The sequence below is a fragment of the Aurantimicrobium sp. MWH-Uga1 genome, from assembly GCF_003325955.1.
Taxonomy (GTDB): Bacteria; Actinomycetota; Actinomycetes; order Actinomycetales; family Microbacteriaceae; genus Aurantimicrobium.
In genome coordinates this window covers 908441-926246 of the sequence record NZ_CP030929.1, presented here as the reverse complement: position 1 = coordinate 926246, position 17806 = coordinate 908441, and the positions used below count along the sequence as shown (strand labels likewise).

16 protein-coding genes and 1 other RNA gene are annotated in these 17806 nt (G+C 51.7%); 7 read left to right on the top strand and 10 right to left on the bottom strand.

The window, feature by feature from the left end:
• Both AURUGA1_RS04590 and rnpB read left to right on the top strand, forming a co-directional pair.
• A complete protein-coding gene (locus tag AURUGA1_RS04590; RefSeq protein WP_114129077.1) occupies positions 1-423 on the top strand; it encodes a reverse transcriptase-like protein in 423 nt (140 codons plus the stop codon).
• 32 nt (positions 424-455) lie between these two features.
• Positions 456-815, top strand: an RNA gene (gene rnpB / locus AURUGA1_RS04585) — RNase P RNA component class A.
• A gap of 1 nt (position 816) precedes the next feature.
• On the opposite strand, the gene ppgK is transcribed toward rnpB, so the two are convergent.
• Together ppgK and map are read right to left on the bottom strand one after the other, a co-directional pair.
• Positions 817-1569, bottom strand: coding sequence for a polyphosphate--glucose phosphotransferase (ppgK, locus tag AURUGA1_RS04580; protein WP_114129076.1), 753 nt, complete (start codon positions 1567-1569; stop codon positions 817-819).
• A 20-nt stretch (positions 1570-1589) separates the two neighbouring features.
• Complete coding sequence (map, locus tag AURUGA1_RS04575) at positions 1590-2456, bottom strand: type I methionyl aminopeptidase (protein WP_114129075.1); 867 nt, start codon at positions 2454-2456, stop codon at positions 1590-1592.
• Positions 2457-2468: 12 nt separating this feature from the next.
• On the opposite strand from map, the gene AURUGA1_RS04570 reads away from it, so the two are divergent.
• Positions 2469-2663: a hypothetical protein gene (locus tag AURUGA1_RS04570; protein ID WP_096380896.1), complete on the top strand. Its 195-nt coding sequence runs from the start codon at positions 2469-2471 to the stop codon at positions 2661-2663.
• On the opposite strand, the gene panB is transcribed toward AURUGA1_RS04570, so the two are convergent.
• Together panB and AURUGA1_RS04560 are read right to left on the bottom strand one after the other, a co-directional pair.
• Complete coding sequence (panB, locus tag AURUGA1_RS04565) at positions 2664-3503, bottom strand: 3-methyl-2-oxobutanoate hydroxymethyltransferase (RefSeq protein ID WP_114129074.1); 840 nt, start codon at positions 3501-3503, stop codon at positions 2664-2666.
• A 9-nt stretch (positions 3504-3512) separates the two neighbouring features.
• The gene (locus AURUGA1_RS04560; RefSeq protein ID WP_114129073.1) at positions 3513-5252 is read right to left on the bottom strand and encodes an NAD+ synthase; all 1740 of its coding nucleotides are present in this window, start codon (positions 5250-5252) and stop codon (positions 3513-3515) included.
• A 35-nt stretch (positions 5253-5287) separates the two neighbouring features.
• Here AURUGA1_RS04560 and AURUGA1_RS04555 point away from each other — a divergent pair, with 35 nt between their 5' ends.
• Together AURUGA1_RS04555 and AURUGA1_RS04550 are read left to right on the top strand one after the other, a co-directional pair.
• Complete coding sequence (locus tag AURUGA1_RS04555) at positions 5288-6625, top strand: glutamine synthetase family protein (protein WP_114129072.1); 1338 nt, start codon at positions 5288-5290, stop codon at positions 6623-6625.
• 14 nt (positions 6626-6639) lie between these two features.
• Entirely contained in the window at positions 6640-9609 is a 2970-nt protein-coding gene (locus AURUGA1_RS04550) for a bifunctional [glutamine synthetase] adenylyltransferase/[glutamine synthetase]-adenylyl-L-tyrosine phosphorylase (protein WP_114129071.1), read from the top strand.
• Between the two features lie 56 nt (positions 9610-9665).
• On the opposite strand, the gene glnA is transcribed toward AURUGA1_RS04550, so the two are convergent.
• Positions 9666-11090, bottom strand: coding sequence for a type I glutamate--ammonia ligase (glnA, locus tag AURUGA1_RS04545; RefSeq protein WP_114129070.1), 1425 nt, complete (start codon positions 11088-11090; stop codon positions 9666-9668).
• Between the two features lie 141 nt (positions 11091-11231).
• Here glnA and AURUGA1_RS04540 point away from each other — a divergent pair, with 141 nt between their 5' ends.
• On the top strand, positions 11232-11693 hold the full coding sequence (locus AURUGA1_RS04540; protein ID WP_114129069.1) for an RDD family protein: 462 nt from the start codon (positions 11232-11234) through the stop codon (positions 11691-11693).
• 42 nt (positions 11694-11735) lie between these two features.
• Here AURUGA1_RS04540 and AURUGA1_RS04535 read toward each other — a convergent pair whose 3' ends face one another.
• Genes AURUGA1_RS04535 through lipB form a run of 3 tightly spaced genes read right to left on the bottom strand, consistent with a single transcriptional unit; the run spans position 11736 to position 14101 of the window.
• Positions 11736-12431 (bottom strand): DUF4191 domain-containing protein, encoded by a 696-nt coding sequence (locus AURUGA1_RS04535; protein WP_114129068.1) that lies wholly within the window; start codon positions 12429-12431, stop codon positions 11736-11738.
• Positions 12432-12489: 58 nt separating this feature from the next.
• Positions 12490-13470 (bottom strand): lipoyl synthase, encoded by a 981-nt coding sequence (gene lipA, locus AURUGA1_RS04530; RefSeq protein ID WP_114129067.1) that lies wholly within the window; start codon positions 13468-13470, stop codon positions 12490-12492.
• Entirely contained in the window at positions 13460-14101 is a 642-nt protein-coding gene (lipB, locus tag AURUGA1_RS04525; protein ID WP_114129066.1) for a lipoyl(octanoyl) transferase LipB, read from the bottom strand. The genes lipA and lipB overlap by 11 nt, the downstream gene beginning before the upstream one ends.
• Before the next feature lie 101 nt (positions 14102-14202).
• Here lipB and AURUGA1_RS04520 point away from each other — a divergent pair, with 101 nt between their 5' ends.
• Complete coding sequence (locus AURUGA1_RS04520; RefSeq protein WP_114129065.1) at positions 14203-14964, top strand: hypothetical protein; 762 nt, start codon at positions 14203-14205, stop codon at positions 14962-14964.
• Between the two features lie 2 nt (positions 14965-14966).
• On the opposite strand, the gene AURUGA1_RS04515 is transcribed toward AURUGA1_RS04520, so the two are convergent.
• Positions 14967-16343, bottom strand: coding sequence for a 2-oxo acid dehydrogenase subunit E2 (locus AURUGA1_RS04515; protein ID WP_114129064.1), 1377 nt, complete (start codon positions 16341-16343; stop codon positions 14967-14969).
• Positions 16344-16399: 56 nt separating this feature from the next.
• Positions 16400-17773, bottom strand: coding sequence for a dihydrolipoyl dehydrogenase (gene lpdA / locus AURUGA1_RS04510; protein WP_114129063.1), 1374 nt, complete (start codon positions 17771-17773; stop codon positions 16400-16402).
• Positions 17774-17806 lie beyond the last annotated feature (33 nt).

Genomic DNA, 17806 nt, shown 5'->3' with positions numbered 1-17806 from the left:
ATGCCACGTCAACTCATTATTGAGGCAGATGGGGGCTCTCGGGGTAACCCCGGAATTGCTGCTGGTGGAGCGGTAGTTATTGATGGCGAAAGCCAGCAGGTTCTTGCCACTGTCGGGGCGTACGTCGGCGTTGCTACCAACAATGTTGCGGAATACAACGGATTACTTGCCGGTTTGATTCGCGCCTACGAAATCGACCCAGGTGCTCTCGTCCACGTTCGCATGGACTCCAAGCTAGTTGTTGAGCAAATGACTGGCCGTTGGAAGATAAAACATCCTGATATGGCGCAAATGGCAGCACAAGCTCGCGAGGTTATTGGTAACAGGGCTGTCACCTACGAATGGGTTCCACGACTACAAAATGCGTTGGCTGATGCTGCAGCCAATAAATCAATGGATATTCGCGATTCTTTTCAGGCCTGAAGTACTGTCCTAGACTGAAAGCTGAAGAAGAATGGGTCGGCAAGACGGTCGCGTTGGTGAAGTTTCCTTCATCACCGAGGAACGTCCGGGCTCCACAGAGTAGGGCGGTGGGTAACACCCACCCGGGGTAACCCGCGAGAATAGTGCAACAGAAAGTAAACCGCCTCCGGTTCGCCGGCGGTAAGGATGAAACGGTGGTGTAAGAGACCACCAGCAGCCTGGGTGACCAGACTGGCTAGGTAAACCTCGCCCGGAGCAAGGTCAGACAGAGAACGGTGAAGCTACTCGCTGAGTTCTCGGGTAGACCGCTAGAAAATTGCGGCAACGTAATTTCGAGATAGATGGCCGTCACGGGAAACCGACAGAACCCGGCGTATTAGCCGGCCCATTCTCCTATTCGGCTAAATCGTAAGCCAACTTTGCGGCACCCATAATGCCTGCTTTGTTGAGTAGCTTGGCTGGAACTATGGGTGTGCGCAGGTTCAGTAGGGGCAAGAACTGTTCGTGGCTTTTCGAAATACCTCCACCAACAATGAAGAGCTCGGGGGAGAACAACATCTCAACGTGGCTGTAGTAGCGCTGAAGGCGCTGTGCCCATTCCTCGTAGGTAAGGCCCTCACGTTCACGTATAACCCCCGCAGCACGCTTCTCAGCGTCTACTCCGTCAATTTCGAGATGCCCCAGTTCAGCATTAGGGATCAAGACGCCGTTATAGATCATTGCTCCACCGATGCCGGTGCCTAAGGTTGTCATGATGACTAGCCCTTCTTGGTCCTTGGCCGCCCCATAGACAACTTCGGCATAGCCTGCAGCGTCAGCATCGTTCACAAAGTGAATGTTGCGTCCAAGTTGTTCTTCAAAAAACTTCTCTGCTTCAAATCCAATCCATCGCTTGGAAATATTGGCTGCAAGTGTGGTAACACCGTGACGAATGGAGCTGGGGAAACAAATTCCAACCGGAACATCTTCGCCCACATTGAGCTGTTCAACGACATCCTTGACAACGCGAGCTATATCTTCAGGCTCACCTCCGACAGGCGTAGCGACCCGGATGCGTTCCCCAATGATTTCTCCGGAATCAACATCAACCAATCCACCCTTGATGCCAGTTCCACCAATATCGATACCGATTGCGCGCGCGTTCATGAATTCCTTATCAATCGTGGTTAGGACAGGGTCAAGATATCTGCACCAGTCTCGGTGACAACGAGAGTGTGTTCAAACTGGGCAGTCCAGGACTTGTCTTTGGTTGTGACCGTCCAATCATCTGCCCACATATCCCACTCATGGGTTCCCAAGGTGAGCATGGGTTCTATGGTGAAGACCATGCCTACTTCCATAATGTCGTTGTAGAGCGGAGAAGAGTCATAGTGGGGGATGATCAAACCGGAGTGGAAACTTGTTCCCACACCATGACCAGTGAAGTCCCTGACAACGCCGTAACCAAAGCGTTTGGCATAGGACTCAATTGCTCTGCCGATGACATTGACCTCGCGCCCCGGAGCAACAGCCTTGATGCCGCGGTTGAGCGCCTCGTGGGTTCGTTCGACAAGATCTCGAACCTCAGGTGAGGTTTCACCGACGATAAATGTTCTGTTTGTGTCGCCATGGACGCCTTCAAGATAACTCGTAATGTCCACATTGACGAGATCTCCTTCTTGAATAACGGTGTCATCAGGGATGCCATGACAAATAACTTCGTTCACACTGGTACACAACGATTTGGGATATCCGCGATATCCCAGGGTTGAAGGATAAGCGCCGTGACTGATGACATAGTCATGACCGATTTGGTCTATCTCATCTGTCGTCATTCCTGGCTTGATAACAGAACCAATCAGATCTAATGCTTGGGAAGAAATTTTTCCAGCGCGACGAATTTTCTCAATCGTTTCAGCGTCATACACATCACCTGTTGTGTGGGCTGGTGGCGTGGTTTTTCCAACATAGGGAGGCCGAATAATGTTTGAGGGAACGTGACGTTCTGGACTCAAAACTCCGGGGATAAGAACCCCTGTGGCATCTCTAGGCATAAGGTTAAGTTTATGTCTGAGAAGCCAAGTGAAATGTTCTGGTACAACCTGCACACCAAGTCTGTTGAAAAAGGCTACCTGTCGCCCTCGTCTGAGCGCGTTGGCCCTTTCGAGACAGCACATGAAGCAGAGCACGCAATGGAAAAACTGCGTGAAAACAGTGAGCGTTGGGAAGCTGAAGAGCGCGCCGAACGCGAAGGCAACTAGTTAGTCGTCCTGGTAGCTGTGTTCGGGCCCTGGATAGGTACCTGATTCCACATCTGCTTTGAAGGCCGCTGCTGCCTCGCTGAGGACAGTACCAAGCTGAGCGTATTGCTTAACAAACTTGGGAACGCGTCCAGTGTTCATGCCTGCAAAGTCTGTCCAGACTAAAAGCTGTCCGTCTGTGTGGGCACCAGCACCAACGCTGATGGTGGGAATACTTAACTCTGCTGTGATGCGCGCTGCGAGCTCCGCAGGAATCATCTCAAGAACTACAGCGAATGCACCGGCTGCTTCAACTGCCTGGGCGTCTGCGAATACACGGTCAGCTGCCTCACCGCGACCTTGAATCATATGGCCGCCCAAGCCGTGCTCACTCTGAGGCGTAAATCCAACGTGGCCCATGACGGGGATGCCGGATTCCACGATGCGGCGAATTTGATCAGAGCTACGAACTCCACCTTCGAGTTTGACCGCGTGAGCATGTGTTTCTTTCATGAACCGCATTGCCGTGCGCAGTGCGTGTTCAGGGCCTTCCTCATAGGACCCAAAAGGCATATCTGCAATCACGAATGCACGCTTAGCTGACAGCGCAACCGCGCGCGTCAATGGGATGAGTTCATCCACCGTCACAGGAAGGGTCGAGTCATATCCCAGGACAGTGTTTCCTGCCGAGTCACCGACAAGCAGGAAATCTATCCCTGCTTCATCGAAGATCTGGGCGGTCAAAGTGTCATAGCTCGTCAGCCCAGTAATTTTGATGCCGTTAGCTTTAGCTTGGGCAAAATGACGCGTGCGAACACGCTTCAGGACAGCTTCTGAGGTGGGATCTGGGTGAACACTCATAGATTCAGTCTAGTTACGGGTGAAAGTGACGGGCAGCCGCCTATCTCGCCCAAAGGCCATCTGAGAAATTTTTGGGCCAATAGCGCCTTGGCGTCTCTTCCACTCCGCGCGGTCTACCAAAGTGATCACACGATCGACCATGTTTGGCTCAAACCCGCGCCCGATGATGACATCTCGTCCTACGCGTTCAGTGATGTACGCATCGAGAATGGCATCCAGAACCTCATATTCTGGCAGGGTGTCTTGATCGACCTGCCCTGGGCGCAATTCTGCCGAGGGCGGTTTAGTAATGGAATTCTCTGGAATGGGCGCAATGAGGCCTTTTTTTCGAGCGTGTTCATTGCGCCACTTTGCCAATTCCCACACCAAGGTTTTGGGGACATCACGGATGGGGGCAAAGCCTCCCACGCTGTCTCCATAAATGGTGCTGTATCCGACAGCAATCTCTGTCTTATTACCTGTGGTGAGCACCAGGTGACCTTCGGCATTACTCAAGCCCATCAAAATGATTCCGCGAATTCGTGCTTGGAGGTTCTCGGCTGAAATTCCCTCGAGGTCAAGCTGTTGTTCTACGGGGAAGACAAGATCGGCAATAGGTTCAGTGCGGATGTGGATTCCTAAACGCTCTGCGAGGTCATCAGCGTCAGAGCGTGAATGATCACTGGAATATCGACTGGGCATGGATACGCCAAAGACCCGCTCGGGTCCGATTGCATCCACAGCGAGTGCTGCACACACCGCAGAATCTATCCCTCCAGAAAGACCCAAAATGACCGAGCTGAAGCCGTTCTTTTCCACATAGTCACGCATGCCCAAAACAAGTGCGTCCCAGATTTGCTCGTTGATTTCAAGTTGGGGAGCTATTTCTGCCTCAACAGGTGTTCGTGATGCACGGTGTGGGTGACCATTTCCTGCATCTATAACAGCAACACCAGGGCCAAGCTGAGCGCCATGACTGGAAGATTCCTTCAGATCGATATCCATCACGATGGTTTGTTCAACGAATTGGTGGGCACGCGCCAATAGTTTTCCTGAAGAGTTTGTTACAAAGCTGCCACCATCGAAGACGAGATCGTCTTGACCTCCCACGATGTTGAGGTAGACAACAGGAGCATTGATGTGTTCTGCGCGACGTTGGACCAGAGGTAGGCGAACTTCGTCCTTTTCTCGCTCAAAGGGTGAACCGTTCATCACCAGCAATAGGCTCGGTTTTACCTCTGCAATAGCAGCTACAGGTCCGCCTTCCCGCCAAATATCCTCACAAATAGCTAAAGCAATATCTGCTCCGGCAACGTGCACGACTACTGCATTGTGGCCAGGACGAAAGATTCTGTATTCATCGAACACTGAGTAGTTGGGTAAGTGGTGCTTGTTATAAATTCCGATAACTCTGCCATCTTGCAACACCGCGACCGAGTTGTGTGCGATAGCTGAAGGGGAGTGGGCTGAATGCTCTACATCATCAACTGGGCCGTGGGGGAAGCCCACGAGGACAGGAATGCTGCCGGCGCCTGCATCAGCAATGTCTTTGGCAACGCGTTGCAAAACAACCCATGATTCATTTAAGAAATCCGGTCGGGTCGCAAGATCTTCGATGGGGTACCCAGTCAGCACCATTTCTCCGAAAGCAACCAGATCGGCTCCGTGATCGTAGGCCTGCCTCACTGTGTTAACAATGTGTAAAGAATTGTGAGAAAAATCCCCTAAACGAGGGTTTGTCTGGGCAAGAGCCAAGCGAAGAATCGGCATAACAAGTAGCCTAGTAGCGATAGGAAAGGGTTCTCATGGACAAGCAACAAGACTTCGTATTGCGCACTATTGAAGAGCGCGGTGTTAAGTTCGTTCGACTGTGGTTCACTGACGTGAACGGTACCCTCAAGTCTGTTGCTGTTGCGCCTGCTGAAGTCGAAGGTGCCTTTGCTGAAGGTGTCGGTATAGACGGGTCTGCTATCGAAGGACTGACTCGCGCCTATGAGGCTGACGTCCTTGCACACCCAGATCCCTCAACCTTCCAGATCTTGCCCTGGCGTGGAGAAATCGACCCTACTGCCCGAATGTTCTGTGACATTAACACCCCTGATGGGCAGCCTGCAGTCTCAGACCCACGAAATGTACTCAAACGCACGCTTGCAAAAGCTGCAGAACGTGGGTTTACGTTCTATACACACCCTGAAATCGAGTTTTACCTCCTGAAAGATTCCGACTGGGCAAATGGCGGTGCTCAACCCATTGACCACGCCGGCTACTTTGACAATGTGCCCGGCGGCACGGCACACGATTTCCGTCGCCGGTCTGTACGGATGCTTGAAGACATTGGTATTTCAGTTGAGTTCAGTCACCATGAAGCTGGTCCTGGACAAAATGAAATTGACCTCCGCTACGCAGATGCCTTGACCACCGCAGATAACATCATGACCTTCAGAACCGTTATCAAGGAAGTTGCTATGGAACAGGGCGTTTATGCAACGTTCATGCCCAAGCCATTTGCTGAACACCCAGGTAGTGGTATGCACACTCACATGTCCTTATTTGAGGGCGATAACAACGCCTTCTTCGAAGCAGGCGCTAAGCACCAACTCTCCAAGGTGGGGCGTCAGTTTATTGCCGGTCTGTTGCACTATGCCCCTGAAATTACTGCGGTCACTAACCAGTACGTCAACTCGTACAAGCGTCTTTGGGGTGGCGGTGAGGCTCCTGCGTTTGCAAACTGGGGCCACAACAACCGTTCTGCACTGGTTCGTGTACCTGTCTACAAACCCGGAAAGGGTCAAAGCGCTCGTATCGAATATCGCGCTATCGACTCTGCAGCGAACCCCTACCTTGCCTACTCTGTGCTCCTCGCCGCGGGCCTGAAGGGCATCGAGGAAAGCATGGATCTTCCAGCAGAAGCTGAAGAGAACGCCTGGGAGCTCACGGACACTGAGCGTAAAGCGCTGGGGTACAAACCACTTCCTTCTAGCTTGAACAATGCCATCAGCTTGATGGAGGAGTCTGAGCTCGTAGCCGAGACGCTGGGATCTAAAGTGTTTGACTATGTTCTGCGAAACAAGCGTCAGGAGTGGGCAGATTACCGCAACCAGGTCACGAATTTCGAGCTGCGTTCCAACCTCGAAACTCTTTAACTTTTTCGCTTCTTGTGGCACTGTCGCGCACTCAGCTCGCAAAGGCTGGTTTCACTGAACTCAGTGAAGCGTTGGAGTGCGTCGACTCGGTGGTTGCAATCACAGGTGCGCAACCTGAGCTCATTCTTTCAGCAGTTTCTTCAAGCGCTGATCCCGATAGAGCATTAACCTGGCTTGTCCGGCTTGGACAAACTCATTCTGCTTCGACTGTGCTGAAGAAGATTCTGAGGCAAGAAGAAGCCACCACTCGCTTACTAAACATCTTGGGTGGTTCTCGTGGGCTTGCAGAGTTTATTGAGAGACATCCGCAAACCCTGAATGTCTTTTTGAAAGAACCCCAGCTACCTGGGGATCAGGAAAAGCTTCGGGCTTCTCTGTTAGACAGTGTTCAAGCCACCAAATCAATTGCAGGGCTTACGGCAGATCAAGCACGCGATGCACTGCGTATTCGCTACCGGGAACACTTGCTGGCTATTGCGCTCTGGGACCTCAACCATAAAGACCCGCTTTCACAAATTGAGGTCATCACTGGCGCACTGTCAGATATTGCAGGAGCAGCATTGGAAGCTGGCCTTGCTGTAGCTCGGGCTGAAGTAGCCGGGCAGTTCAGTGCCGATGAGGTTGCTCTTGTTGATCTGGCCATCATCGGTATGGGTAAGTGCGGTGCTCGAGAACTGAACTATCTCAGCGATGTCGATGTCATTTATGTTGCCCGCTCACGTGACGAGGCAGCTTTGTCAACAGACCAGGCGTTGACCATTGCTACACGTCTGGCTCAGCACACCGCTCGAAGCATCTATGAAGTTTCCAAAGAACCTGGCTTGTGGGAAGTAGATGCCAACTTGCGTCCGGAGGGTAAGGACGGTGCTCTTGTTCGAACTCTCGAGTCACATATGGCCTACTACGACCGTTGGGCGAAAGACTGGGAATTCCAGGCTCTCCTCAAAGCAAGACCGCTGGCTGGCAGTCTAGAACTGGGAGAGCAATACATTGCAAGCGTTGCACCTAAGGTTTGGTCAAGTGCAAACCGGTCAAACTTTGTCGAACAAGTACAGCGCATGCGCGAAAGAGTCACCGAGAATATTCCTGGTGACGATGTGGAGTATCAAATCAAACTCGGTCCAGGTGGCCTTCGGGATATTGAATTTACTGTTCAATTACTCCAACTCGTACACGGCCTTGTTGATGACACTGTTCACACTCGTGGCACCCTAGAGTCGCTCCAACGCCTGTCACAGGCTGGTTATGTCGGTCGAGACGAAGCACAAAGCTTTGCAGCTGATTATCGGTTCTTGCGTTTGTTAGAACATCGCATGCAATTACGAGATCTGACTCGAACACACCTCATGCCCCGAGATGAAGCAGAACAGCGTGTATTAGCTCGAGCTACTGGCTTGTGGAACACGGCCGCAGAAGTTGTCGCCAATTGGCAACAAACCAAACTCGAAGTCCGTGAACTCCATGAGCGTCTCTTCTACCGGCCCTTGCTTGCTGCAGTAGCGAAGCTGCCTGAAGAAACTCACCAGCTCACGAGTGACCAAGCTGAAGCTCGTCTTGCTGCTATTGGATTCAGAGATCCAAGGGGGTCACTGAAACACATAGCCGCACTCACATCTGGTGTCTCCAGACGTGCAGCGATTCAACGCGCATTACTTCCGGTCATGTTGCAATGGCTTTCCGAAGGCGCAAATCCAGATCATGGCCTGTTGAGTTTCCGATTGCTGAGTGAACAATTAGGAGAGTCGCACTGGTTCCTTCGTATGCTGCGAGATTCTGCAGGTGCGGCACAACGCCTCACACAAGTCCTCAGCGGGTCACGTTACGTCTCCGATCTGATGGAACTCATACCTGAATCAGCAGCCTGGTTTGATGGTGATGAAGAATTGCAGCCGACCACGGAAGAAGTACTTAGTGCGGAAGTGCTATCAATCTTGGCCCGCCACCACGAGGACGATGAAGCCGCCCGTAAAGCTGTGCGATCAATGCGTCGCCGTGAAGTATTACGTTTAGCAATTGGCGGAATTCTCAACGTCCTCACCATTGACCAGATAAGCCAAGGCCTCAGTGACGTCACTACCGCTGCGTTAAGCGGATACTTAGGCATCGCACTGCGGGAATCTCAGCACAATCCAGAGTTTGTCGTGATTGCGATGGGGCGTTACGGAGGGCAAGAACTCGGCTTCGATAGCGATGCTGACGTGATTTATGTTTATCGCGGTACACCAGAGTGTGACGGGGAGGTGGCCCAGAAACGTGCTGAACGGATCATTCTTCGAATTAAGGAGCTAGCAGAAGACCCAAGACTGCCATTCGACATTGATACGGATCTCCGCCCCGAGGGAAAGAATGGAGCCATTGCGCGTTCTCTGGACTCCTACGCCGCATACTACGCGCGATGGTCTCTAATGTGGGAAGCGCAAGCCTTGTTGCGAGCACGCGCCGTTCTCGGTCCTGAACAACTTCAATCAGACATGATGGAGCTGATCAACAGTGTTCGTTATCCCGCGGAAATCAGCATCGATGATGTCCGCGAAATAAGGCGTATCAAAGCGCGCGTGGAGGCAGAACGTTTGCCACAGGGCGCTGATCCTTCACGTCATGTGAAATTAGGTCGTGGATCACTGAGTGATGTTGAGTGGACGGTCCAATTACTCCAACTTCAGTATGCACATCAGTTCCCCCAATTGCAGACCACCTCTTCGGTCAGTGCACTTCGGGTTGCCGCCGAAGAACAACTCATTTCACAAGATGATGCCTCAAAGCTCATCGAGGCATGGATATTTGCTTCACGGGTGAGGTCTGGAATTACTATTTGGGCCGATAAAGCTACCGACGTGCTGCCCCAAGACACTCGAGACCTAGAAGGCATTGCCCGACTATTGAATTATCCGCCAGGATCCGCAAGCCGCCTCGAAGAGGATTACCTTTCCATTACTCGGCGATCTCGCCAGGTTGTAGAACGCGTGTTTTTTGATTTTTCTTAGAAACCAAGAATGCCGCCCCCGAAGGAGCGGCATTCTGAGAGTTTTCTCTGTTTGGACTAAACGCCGTAGTAGAGCTCGAACTCGAAGGGGTGGGGACGAAGCGACAGTGGCTTGATTTCGTTATCACGCTTGTACGAAATCCAGGTGTCGATGAGGTCCTTAGTGAACACGTTGCCTGCGAGCAGGAATTCGTGGTCATTTTCGAGTGCAACAAGAGCATCTTCGAGAGAGCCAGGAACCTGAGGAATGTTCTTTGCTTCCTCGGGGGGCAATTCGTAGAGGTCCTTGTCAACAGGCTCGTGAGGTTCGATGCGGTTCTTGATTCCATCAAGTCCAGCCATCATCTGTGCGGCGAATGCAAGGTAAGGGTTACCTGACGCATCTGGTGCACGGAACTCGATGCGCTTTGCCTTAGGGTTGTTACCGGTCAAGGGGATACGAATCGCAGCTGAACGGTTACCAGCGGAGTAAACAAGGTTTACAGGAGCTTCGTAGCCAGGAACCAAGCGGTGGTAGGAGTTCACGGTTGGGTTGGTGAATGCAAGCACAGCACCTGCGTGCTTGAGCAGTCCACCGATGTACCAACGTGCGATGTCTGAAAGACCGCCGTACCCGTTCTCGTCGTAGAACAGAGGCTTGCCGTCGTTCCACAGCGACTGGTGGGTGTGCATACCTGAACCGTTGTCACCGAAGAGAGGCTTAGGCATGAATGTTGCTGTCTTGCCCCACTCATTAGCGGTGTTCTTCACAATGTACTTGAATTTCAGGATGTCATCAGCTGCGCGCACCATGGTGTCGAATCGGTAGTTGATTTCACCCTGACCTGCAGTTCCAACCTCGTGGTGGCTGCGCTCAAGAATAAGGCCTGCGTTCATGAGCTTGAGGCAGATGTCATCGCGGAGATCAGCGTGCTGGTCAACGGGGGAGACGGGGAAGTAGCCACCCTTGTAGGGAGTGGTGTTAGCGAGGTTTCCGCCTTCAATCTTCTTGCCAGAGTTCCAGGGAGCCTCAGAAGAGTCGATTTTGTAGAAGGAAGTTTGCTGGTTTACTTCGTAGCGCACGTCATCAAAGATGAAAAATTCAGCTTCAGGAGCGAAAAATGCTGTATCTGCGATTCCAGTGGATGCCAGGTACTTCTCTGCCTTTTTAGCAACCTGACGGGGGTCACGGTGGTAGATCTCACCAGTACGTGGGTTGTAGATGTCAAAGAGCATCACAAGAGTGCGTTCAGTACGGAACTCATCGATGTAGCAGGTGGTGGGGTCTGGAATGAGCTGCATGTCGGACTCGTGAATCGAAGCAAAGCCGCGAATAGAAGAGCCATCAAACATTTGGCCTACGGTGAAGAATTCTTCATCCACGGTTGAGGCAGGAATGTTGAAGTGCTGCTGGACACCGGGCAAATCGGTGAAACGGATATCAAGGAACTTAACGTCAGTGTCCTTGATGAACTTGAGAACCTCGGAGGAATCTTTGAACATGCTTTATGTGCTCCAAATTTGATGGATATAGCGTTACTACGTGTGTGTAGCGATGACTTAAATGTATGAGTCTGGCGTTGCAGTGCTGTATCGCAATTGTTTCATTCATGTTACAAGCTCAACGACCGTAAACTTTGGCATATGACTTCTCATTCAGGTCCAGGAAATAAGGACAACAACATCCCCCTGAGTTCCTACCCGGGGGAAAGGCTGGGTTTACCTGAATCTGGTCCACAATCAGTAGCACGTGTAGGTCGTCGCCTACTCGCAATTACTCTGGACTGGGTTATTTCAGCGCTTGTTTTGATGCTGGTAACCGGAAAAGACTATTTGACCTTATCTTCTTCAGCAGCAGGTCAATTGCAGTTATTGGGAGTTTTTGTCGTACTCCAAATACTTGGCATCTGGTTTATTGGAGGAAGTATGGGGCACCGCATTTTCCGCTTGTATCTAGTGAACATTTCGGGCGGTGCACTCGACTGGTGGCGTCCTATCGTGCGCAGTGTGCTGCTGGCGTTGGTAGTTCCTGCCTTGGTGTGGGATTCAGATCAACGAGGTTTTCACGACAAGATCGCTGGAACGATTCTTCTGAAATCCAGTTAACGCAGTGAAGCCCGCGATGCGGGCTTCACTGGAATGCTTTTCTTAGCGTGCGCGAGATGGGCGCACTTTGAATGGGTCGATTCCCTTGGGGATAGGAACGTTTGTTCCTAATGACGACAAACGGTTAGCCACAATACGAACTTCATTCTTGGTCAATGCATGCTTGATTTTTGTCATTTGCCAACCAAGTTTGTACAGCTTGACTGAAGTTTCGTCAGGACCGACCGTGAGCACTGTAATGGGAACGTTGGGCAGAACCTTGGCGGTCTTACGACGCTCATCATCAACGAGTCGCTGTGTACGAGCTATGGGGCCTTCAGCAATCAGGACAACACCACCGCGACCAACTGCACGATAGATCGCATCTTTAGTCTTGGGGTTGATGGCAACGGGTGTCTCTTCGCCAATCCAACTGCGTCGCTGTGCAGACTTTAATACCGCTCCAACTGCTCCTGGCTGGCCTTCTATTTGTGAGTAGGCAGCACGCTCGGCGCGACGCCCCAGGACAATCATGCCAACAAGCACACCCGTCATCACGCCGATGAGTATCCACAACACCAGGATGAAGATGTTTCCATTGCTCAGAGCGATACCTGCACCGGTTCCAATTGCGGTGGGGGCGAAGAATGCGAGCAATATCAGTGGAACTACGCTCTTGTCGTAGCGGCGGGTCATTTGGAAGACCTGCCACATTTGCTTAATGCGTGAAGGGCCTTTGGGCTTTTTTGTGCGTGCCATGGTGAAAAGAATACCTATCTTGCAGAGGTTGGTGGACCAACCACGAGGTGGATGTGATTTAGACGGCTTGTGAGAAACCTAATTCAGCGTCTGCCAAGTGGCTGAGGCTTTCGGGAATCTCACGACCCTTTGCCCGCATGGACTGCGCGTAGAGTCGACCTGCGCGGTATGAGGAGCGAACAAGTGGCCCAGAGAGAACGCCGAGGTACCCGATTCCCTCTGCCTCGTCTTTGAGCTCAACAAACTCTTCTGGGTGAACCCAACGGTCTACGGGCATATGACGTGCACTAGGACGCAAATACTGGGTGATGGTGATGATGTCTGTACCGGCGTCATACAGATCTTGTAAGGCTTGGCTGACTTCTTCACGAGTTTCGCCCATTCCCAGGATGAGGTTGGACTTGGTAATCATTCCGGCGTTGCGACCCTGGTTCAGAACGTCTAAGGAGCGTTCGTAGGTGAAGGCAGGACGTACACGCTTAAAAATGCGAGGAACAGTTTCTACATTGTGAGCGAAAACTTCCGGTGCTGCTTCGAAAACTTTACCTAAATGTTCTGGATTTCCAGAGAAATCTGGAACCAAAATCTCGACACCCGTATTGGGGTTTTGTGCGTGAATTTGGCGAATGGTTTCGGCGTACAGCCAGGCACCTTCATCTTCAAGATCATCGCGTGCTACTCCTGTAACGGTGGCGTAGCGAAGATTCATTTGTGCGACTGATTCACCAACACGTCGAGGCTCATCTCGATCAAAAGCATCAGGCTTACCAGTATCAATCTGACAGAAATCGCAACGACGGGTGCACTGAGATCCGCCAATGAGGAAAGTCGCTTCGCGATCTTCCCAGCATTCGTAAATGTTGGGACAACCTGCTTCTTGACAGACGGTGTGCAAGTCTTCACTCTTGACGAGTTTTTGCAGTGCTTGATACTCCGGCCCCATCTTGGCTTTTGTGCGAATCCATTCGGGCTTTTTCTCTATCGGGGTTGCGCTATTGCGAACCTCAAGGCGCAACAGTTTGCGGCCGTCAGCTGACATGGGAGTCCTCAAAATAGTGGGTAAAAAGATCTGTTACAACTGGGACAACATCCGAAGGGGAGATATCGTTCCCAGAAATCTGGCTCAGTGTTGTGGCGCCAGCATCACGAATGCCACATGCCACGATGTTTTCATATGCCTGAAGCGAGTTGTTGCAGTTGATGGCGAAGCCGTGCATGGACACACCTTCGCTGATTCGTATGCCAATAGCGGCAACTTTGTCGTGGGTCAATCCGCGATTGACCCAGACCCCAGAGCGTCCTTCGACACGCTCTCCTGTGACGCCAAATCGTGCACATACATCGATGAGCAAAGATTCAATAGTGCGCACGTAGGCAACCACATCCATGGGTTCTTGAAGGCGAGTAATGGGGTAGCCCACCAGCTGCCCTGGGCCGTGCCAGGTGATTTTTCCGCCGCGATCTACATCGATGACTTCAGTTCCATTAGTTGGACGTTCAGAATCTTCTGTTCGTTTTCCAGCTGTGTAAACAGACTGATGTTCCAGAAGGAGTAGGGTGTTTGGACGCTCGCCAGAGACTACTTGACGATGAACATCACGTTGCTTTTCCCAGGCTTCGCGATAGGGGACCGCATGGTCACCTAAGCCGAGAACATCAACTTCCAACATGGCTTAAATCCTACAGGGTTGAGTTCAGGCCAATCCTCCACAACCCCCGTAGCGCAGTGCTTTCCACCAGTTTTTGGGAGCTGAATAACTACGTTGATTGAATGATCAAAGCTGAGTTTATGTCCCCACACTTTGAACGAAAGTACTTTGTCGGTTATCAGGTCGATAGGGCTGATGTGTCAGTTAATTCCATTGTTGGTATCGCCCAGATAAATGGTGAGCAGGTAGAACATGAGTTATCTATTTGCGTTCAAAAATTGGAAGCAACAGATGTGGGACGTAGCTCTGATGGTGAGATCGTTTGGATATCAACCTGCGAAGAAAGCGCAACAACTGCACAAACACTGAAAGGCAAAACACTCGAACAAGAATTTTCTTTGCTCCCTCGAAGCTTTGACCCCGTCCAACATGAAGCAAAGCTGCCTAGCGAAGGCAATGAAACTATCAGGGATGTGAACTTTATTGCGAAAGTCGCACCCTTAGCAAAAAACAAACGTGTCTTGTTTTTCCTAGGACTTGTCTCGTCGTTGATTGTTACTGGCATAGTTTTCATGCCCGGAAATCAGCCTTCAACTGAACACATTCCAACGCATACGCCCAGCTCCCCATCAGCAGATGAAAATATCCAGGATCCGACACAAGCTGCCCTCGACTTTGTTCGGGGCGGAAGTTTGTCCCAACTTACAATCCCTGAAGGGGTTACCTCTGAAGATCTTCATGCAACTGTGGTAAGTCAAAGCGGGGAAGTTGTTTTGGTCGAAGTGTCACTTCGCACAAACGAGGAGTTAACGACATTCGCCACGTTGCTTCTGCAAAAGACAGGAGCAACGTGGCGAATACGTGAGGTGTTTGATCCCCAGTGAAACTAGATGCCGAGATCTGCTTCGAACGCTCCCTCTTCCAAACGTTCCTTGATTGCACCTAGGAATCGTGCTGCGTCTGCACCATCGATGATGCGGTGGTCGTAAGACAGCGCCAAGTAGACCATTGAACGAATTGCGATAACTTCCTGACCATCGGCTTGGATTACCACTGGGCGCTTGGTGACGACACCAGTTCCCAGAATTGCTAGTTGAGGTAAGAAGACTACGGGTGTGTCGAACAGGGCTCCACGTGAACCAGTGTTTGTCAGCGTGAAAGTTCCACCCGCAAGCTCATCTGGCTGCAGTTTGTTCTCTCGGGTACGAAGAGCAACATCTGCAATTGCCATAGAGTACTGAGCAATGTTGAGCTCGCCTGCATTCTTCACAACAGGTGTCAACAAGCCACGCTCGGTGTCAACGGCGATGGAAACGTTCTCGTAACCGGGGTAGACGATGTTGTCGCCCTCAACCGTTGCGTTGATAATGGGGAATGCCTTCAGGGCTTCAGTTGCTGCGAGAGCAAAGAACGGCATGAAGCTGAGCTTGCCACCGGTCGCAGCAACAAATTGTGACTGTACGCGCTGACGAAGCTCGGCGATGCGAGTCACATCGACTTCAACAACACTGGTGAGTTGAGCAGTACTTTGCATCGAAATAACTGCACGCTCAGCAACAACCTTGCGAAGTCGTGACATGGGAACTGTGGTTCCACGAAGTGGAGAAACTTCAAGTGGAGTGCGTGTCTTTGCAGCTGGAGCAGAGCCGCTTCTTGCAGAAAGAACATCTTCCTTGCGGATGCGGCCACCGATTCCAGTACCAACAATGCTGTTCAGGTCAACACCGTTCTCATTAGCAAGCTTGCGAACGATAGGTGTTACATAACCGGCATTGCTGGCGTGTCCTCCTGCGGGTGCAGCTGATGCTGCAGGCGCAACCACAGGGGTGCTCACTACAGGAGGTGCCACAACCGGAGGTGTAACAACTGGGGGAGCTACAACAGGTGCCTGAACAACCGGAGGGGCAGCTGCAACAGGTGCTTCAACAACTGGAGCTGCAGCAGGGGCGGGAGCTTCAACAGGAACAGCTACTGGTTCTGCTGCAGGTGCCTCTGCCGCAGGAGCTGCAGGAGCTGCTGAGCCAGAGCCATCACCGATGTGCGCCAGGACAGTACCAACGGCAACTGTCTCATCTTCCTGGACAAGAATGGCCTCTACAACACCTGAGATAGGTGAAGGAATCTCAGTGTCTACCTTGTCGGTAGAGACTTCAAGTAAGGGTTCGTCAACCTCTACGCGGTCTCCGACGTTTTTGAGCCACCTCGTAACGGTACCCTCGGTGACGCTTTCGCCGAGTGCGGGAAGGCTTACTGACTCGCTCATGGAATGAATCTCCTCGTTAGCTGTTGCTTTTAGCTTACTAATGCTTAGTGGGTGGTCTACAGGGTGTGTAGTGGCTTGCCTGCTAGATACAAGAATGCTTCACCCAAAGACTCGTTCTGAGTTGGGTGAGCGTGAAGAAGTGGAGCTATGTCTTCTGGGTGTGCTTCCCAGTTGACAACCAACTGAGCCTCACCGATCAGTTCGCCAACGCGAGCACCAATCATGTGAACCCCGACTACGGGGCCATCTACCAGGCGAACTACCTTCACAGAACCTGCAGTTCCCAAGATTTCGCTCTTACCGTTGCCAGCAAGGTTGTAGTCGTAGGCAGCAATCTTGTCCGCACCATACTGTTCTGCAGCTTTTGCCTCAGTGAGTCCAACTGATGCAATTTCAGGCTCGCAATAGGTGACCTTGGGAATGTTGGTGTCACTGATGACAACAGGGTTAAGGCCAGCGATTTCTTCTGCAACGAAGAAGCCCTGCTGGTAACCACGGTGTGCTAACTGAAGGCCAGGCACGATGTCACCAACTGCGTAAACGCCAGGGATGTTGGTGGCAAGTCGTTCGTTGGTGATGACGTAACCACGGTCCATGGTGATGCCGACTTCTTCGAAACCACAGCCGGCGGTTGCAGGTCCACGACCCACTGCGACAAGGAGAAGGTCAGCTTCGACGGTTTCGCCACTTTCAAGGGTGACAACAACGCCAGAATCATTTTGAGTGACACCTTGGAAGCGAACTCCGAGCTTGTAGTCGATTCCGCGTTTGCGGTAGGCACGCTCAAGAGCCTTGGAAATGCTCTCTTCTTCGTTGGGAACAAGGTGAGGTAGACCTTCAATGATGACGACCTCAGAACCAAAGCTCTTCCATACAGAGGCGAACTCAACACCAATAACACCGCCACCAAGAATGGCAACCTTGTTGGGCACATAGTTCATCTGAAGGGCGTGCTCACTGGTGATAACGCGGCCACCGATTTCAAGACCGGGAAGTGATTTGGAGTAAGAACCGGTGGCAAGAACAATGTTTTTTCCAACGATGGTGTCAGCACCAACAGCAACGCTGTTGGGTGAAACAAGACGACCTTCGCCCTCGATAACGGTGATACCGCGTGCCTTGATGAGACCGCCGAGTCCCTTGAACTTCTTGGTGATGATGTCCTCACGGAAAGCGTTGACACGGTCCATGTCTACACCAGCGAATGTCGCATTGATGCCACATTCGTGTGCTTCACGTGCGTTATCAGCAACCTCAGCAGCGTGCAGCATGGCCTTAGTAGGGATACAACCGACGTGAAGGCAGGTGCCCCCAAGCTTGTTTTTCTCAATCAGAGCAACAGACATTCCGAGTTCAGCTGCGCGAATTGCGGCGGAGTAACCACCGCTACCGCCACCGAGGACTACGAGATCAAAGTTGAGTTCAGCCAAGATTCTTTTCCTTTAGAGAGGGGGATTTTGTGT

What these genes read in the sequence shown, in the direction of transcription:
- AURUGA1_RS04590 (WP_114129077.1), top strand. Translation starts at nt 1, where the DNA reads ATGCCACGTCAACTCATTATTGAGGCAGATGGGGGCTCTCGGGGTAAC.
- ppgK (WP_114129076.1), bottom strand. Translation starts at nt 1,569, where the DNA reads ATGAACGCGCGCGCAATCGGTATCGATATTGGTGGAACTGGCATCAAG.
- map (WP_114129075.1), bottom strand. Translation starts at nt 2,456, where the DNA reads ATGCCTAGAGATGCCACAGGGGTTCTTATCCCCGGAGTTTTGAGTCCA.
- AURUGA1_RS04570 (WP_096380896.1), top strand. Translation starts at nt 2,469, where the DNA reads ATGTCTGAGAAGCCAAGTGAAATGTTCTGGTACAACCTGCACACCAAG.
- panB (WP_114129074.1), bottom strand. Translation starts at nt 3,503, where the DNA reads ATGAGTGTTCACCCAGATCCCACCTCAGAAGCTGTCCTGAAGCGTGTT.
- AURUGA1_RS04560 (WP_114129073.1), bottom strand. Translation starts at nt 5,252, where the DNA reads ATGCCGATTCTTCGCTTGGCTCTTGCCCAGACAAACCCTCGTTTAGGG.
- AURUGA1_RS04555 (WP_114129072.1), top strand. Translation starts at nt 5,288, where the DNA reads ATGGACAAGCAACAAGACTTCGTATTGCGCACTATTGAAGAGCGCGGT.
- glnA (WP_114129070.1), bottom strand. Translation starts at nt 11,090, where the DNA reads ATGTTCAAAGATTCCTCCGAGGTTCTCAAGTTCATCAAGGACACTGAC.
- AURUGA1_RS04540 (WP_114129069.1), top strand. Translation starts at nt 11,232, where the DNA reads ATGACTTCTCATTCAGGTCCAGGAAATAAGGACAACAACATCCCCCTG.
- AURUGA1_RS04535 (WP_114129068.1), bottom strand. Translation starts at nt 12,431, where the DNA reads ATGGCACGCACAAAAAAGCCCAAAGGCCCTTCACGCATTAAGCAAATG.
- lipA (WP_114129067.1), bottom strand. Translation starts at nt 13,470, where the DNA reads ATGTCAGCTGACGGCCGCAAACTGTTGCGCCTTGAGGTTCGCAATAGC.
- lipB (WP_114129066.1), bottom strand. Translation starts at nt 14,101, where the DNA reads ATGTTGGAAGTTGATGTTCTCGGCTTAGGTGACCATGCGGTCCCCTAT.
- AURUGA1_RS04520 (WP_114129065.1), top strand. Translation starts at nt 14,203, where the DNA reads ATGATCAAAGCTGAGTTTATGTCCCCACACTTTGAACGAAAGTACTTT.
- AURUGA1_RS04515 (WP_114129064.1), bottom strand. Translation starts at nt 16,343, where the DNA reads ATGAGCGAGTCAGTAAGCCTTCCCGCACTCGGCGAAAGCGTCACCGAG.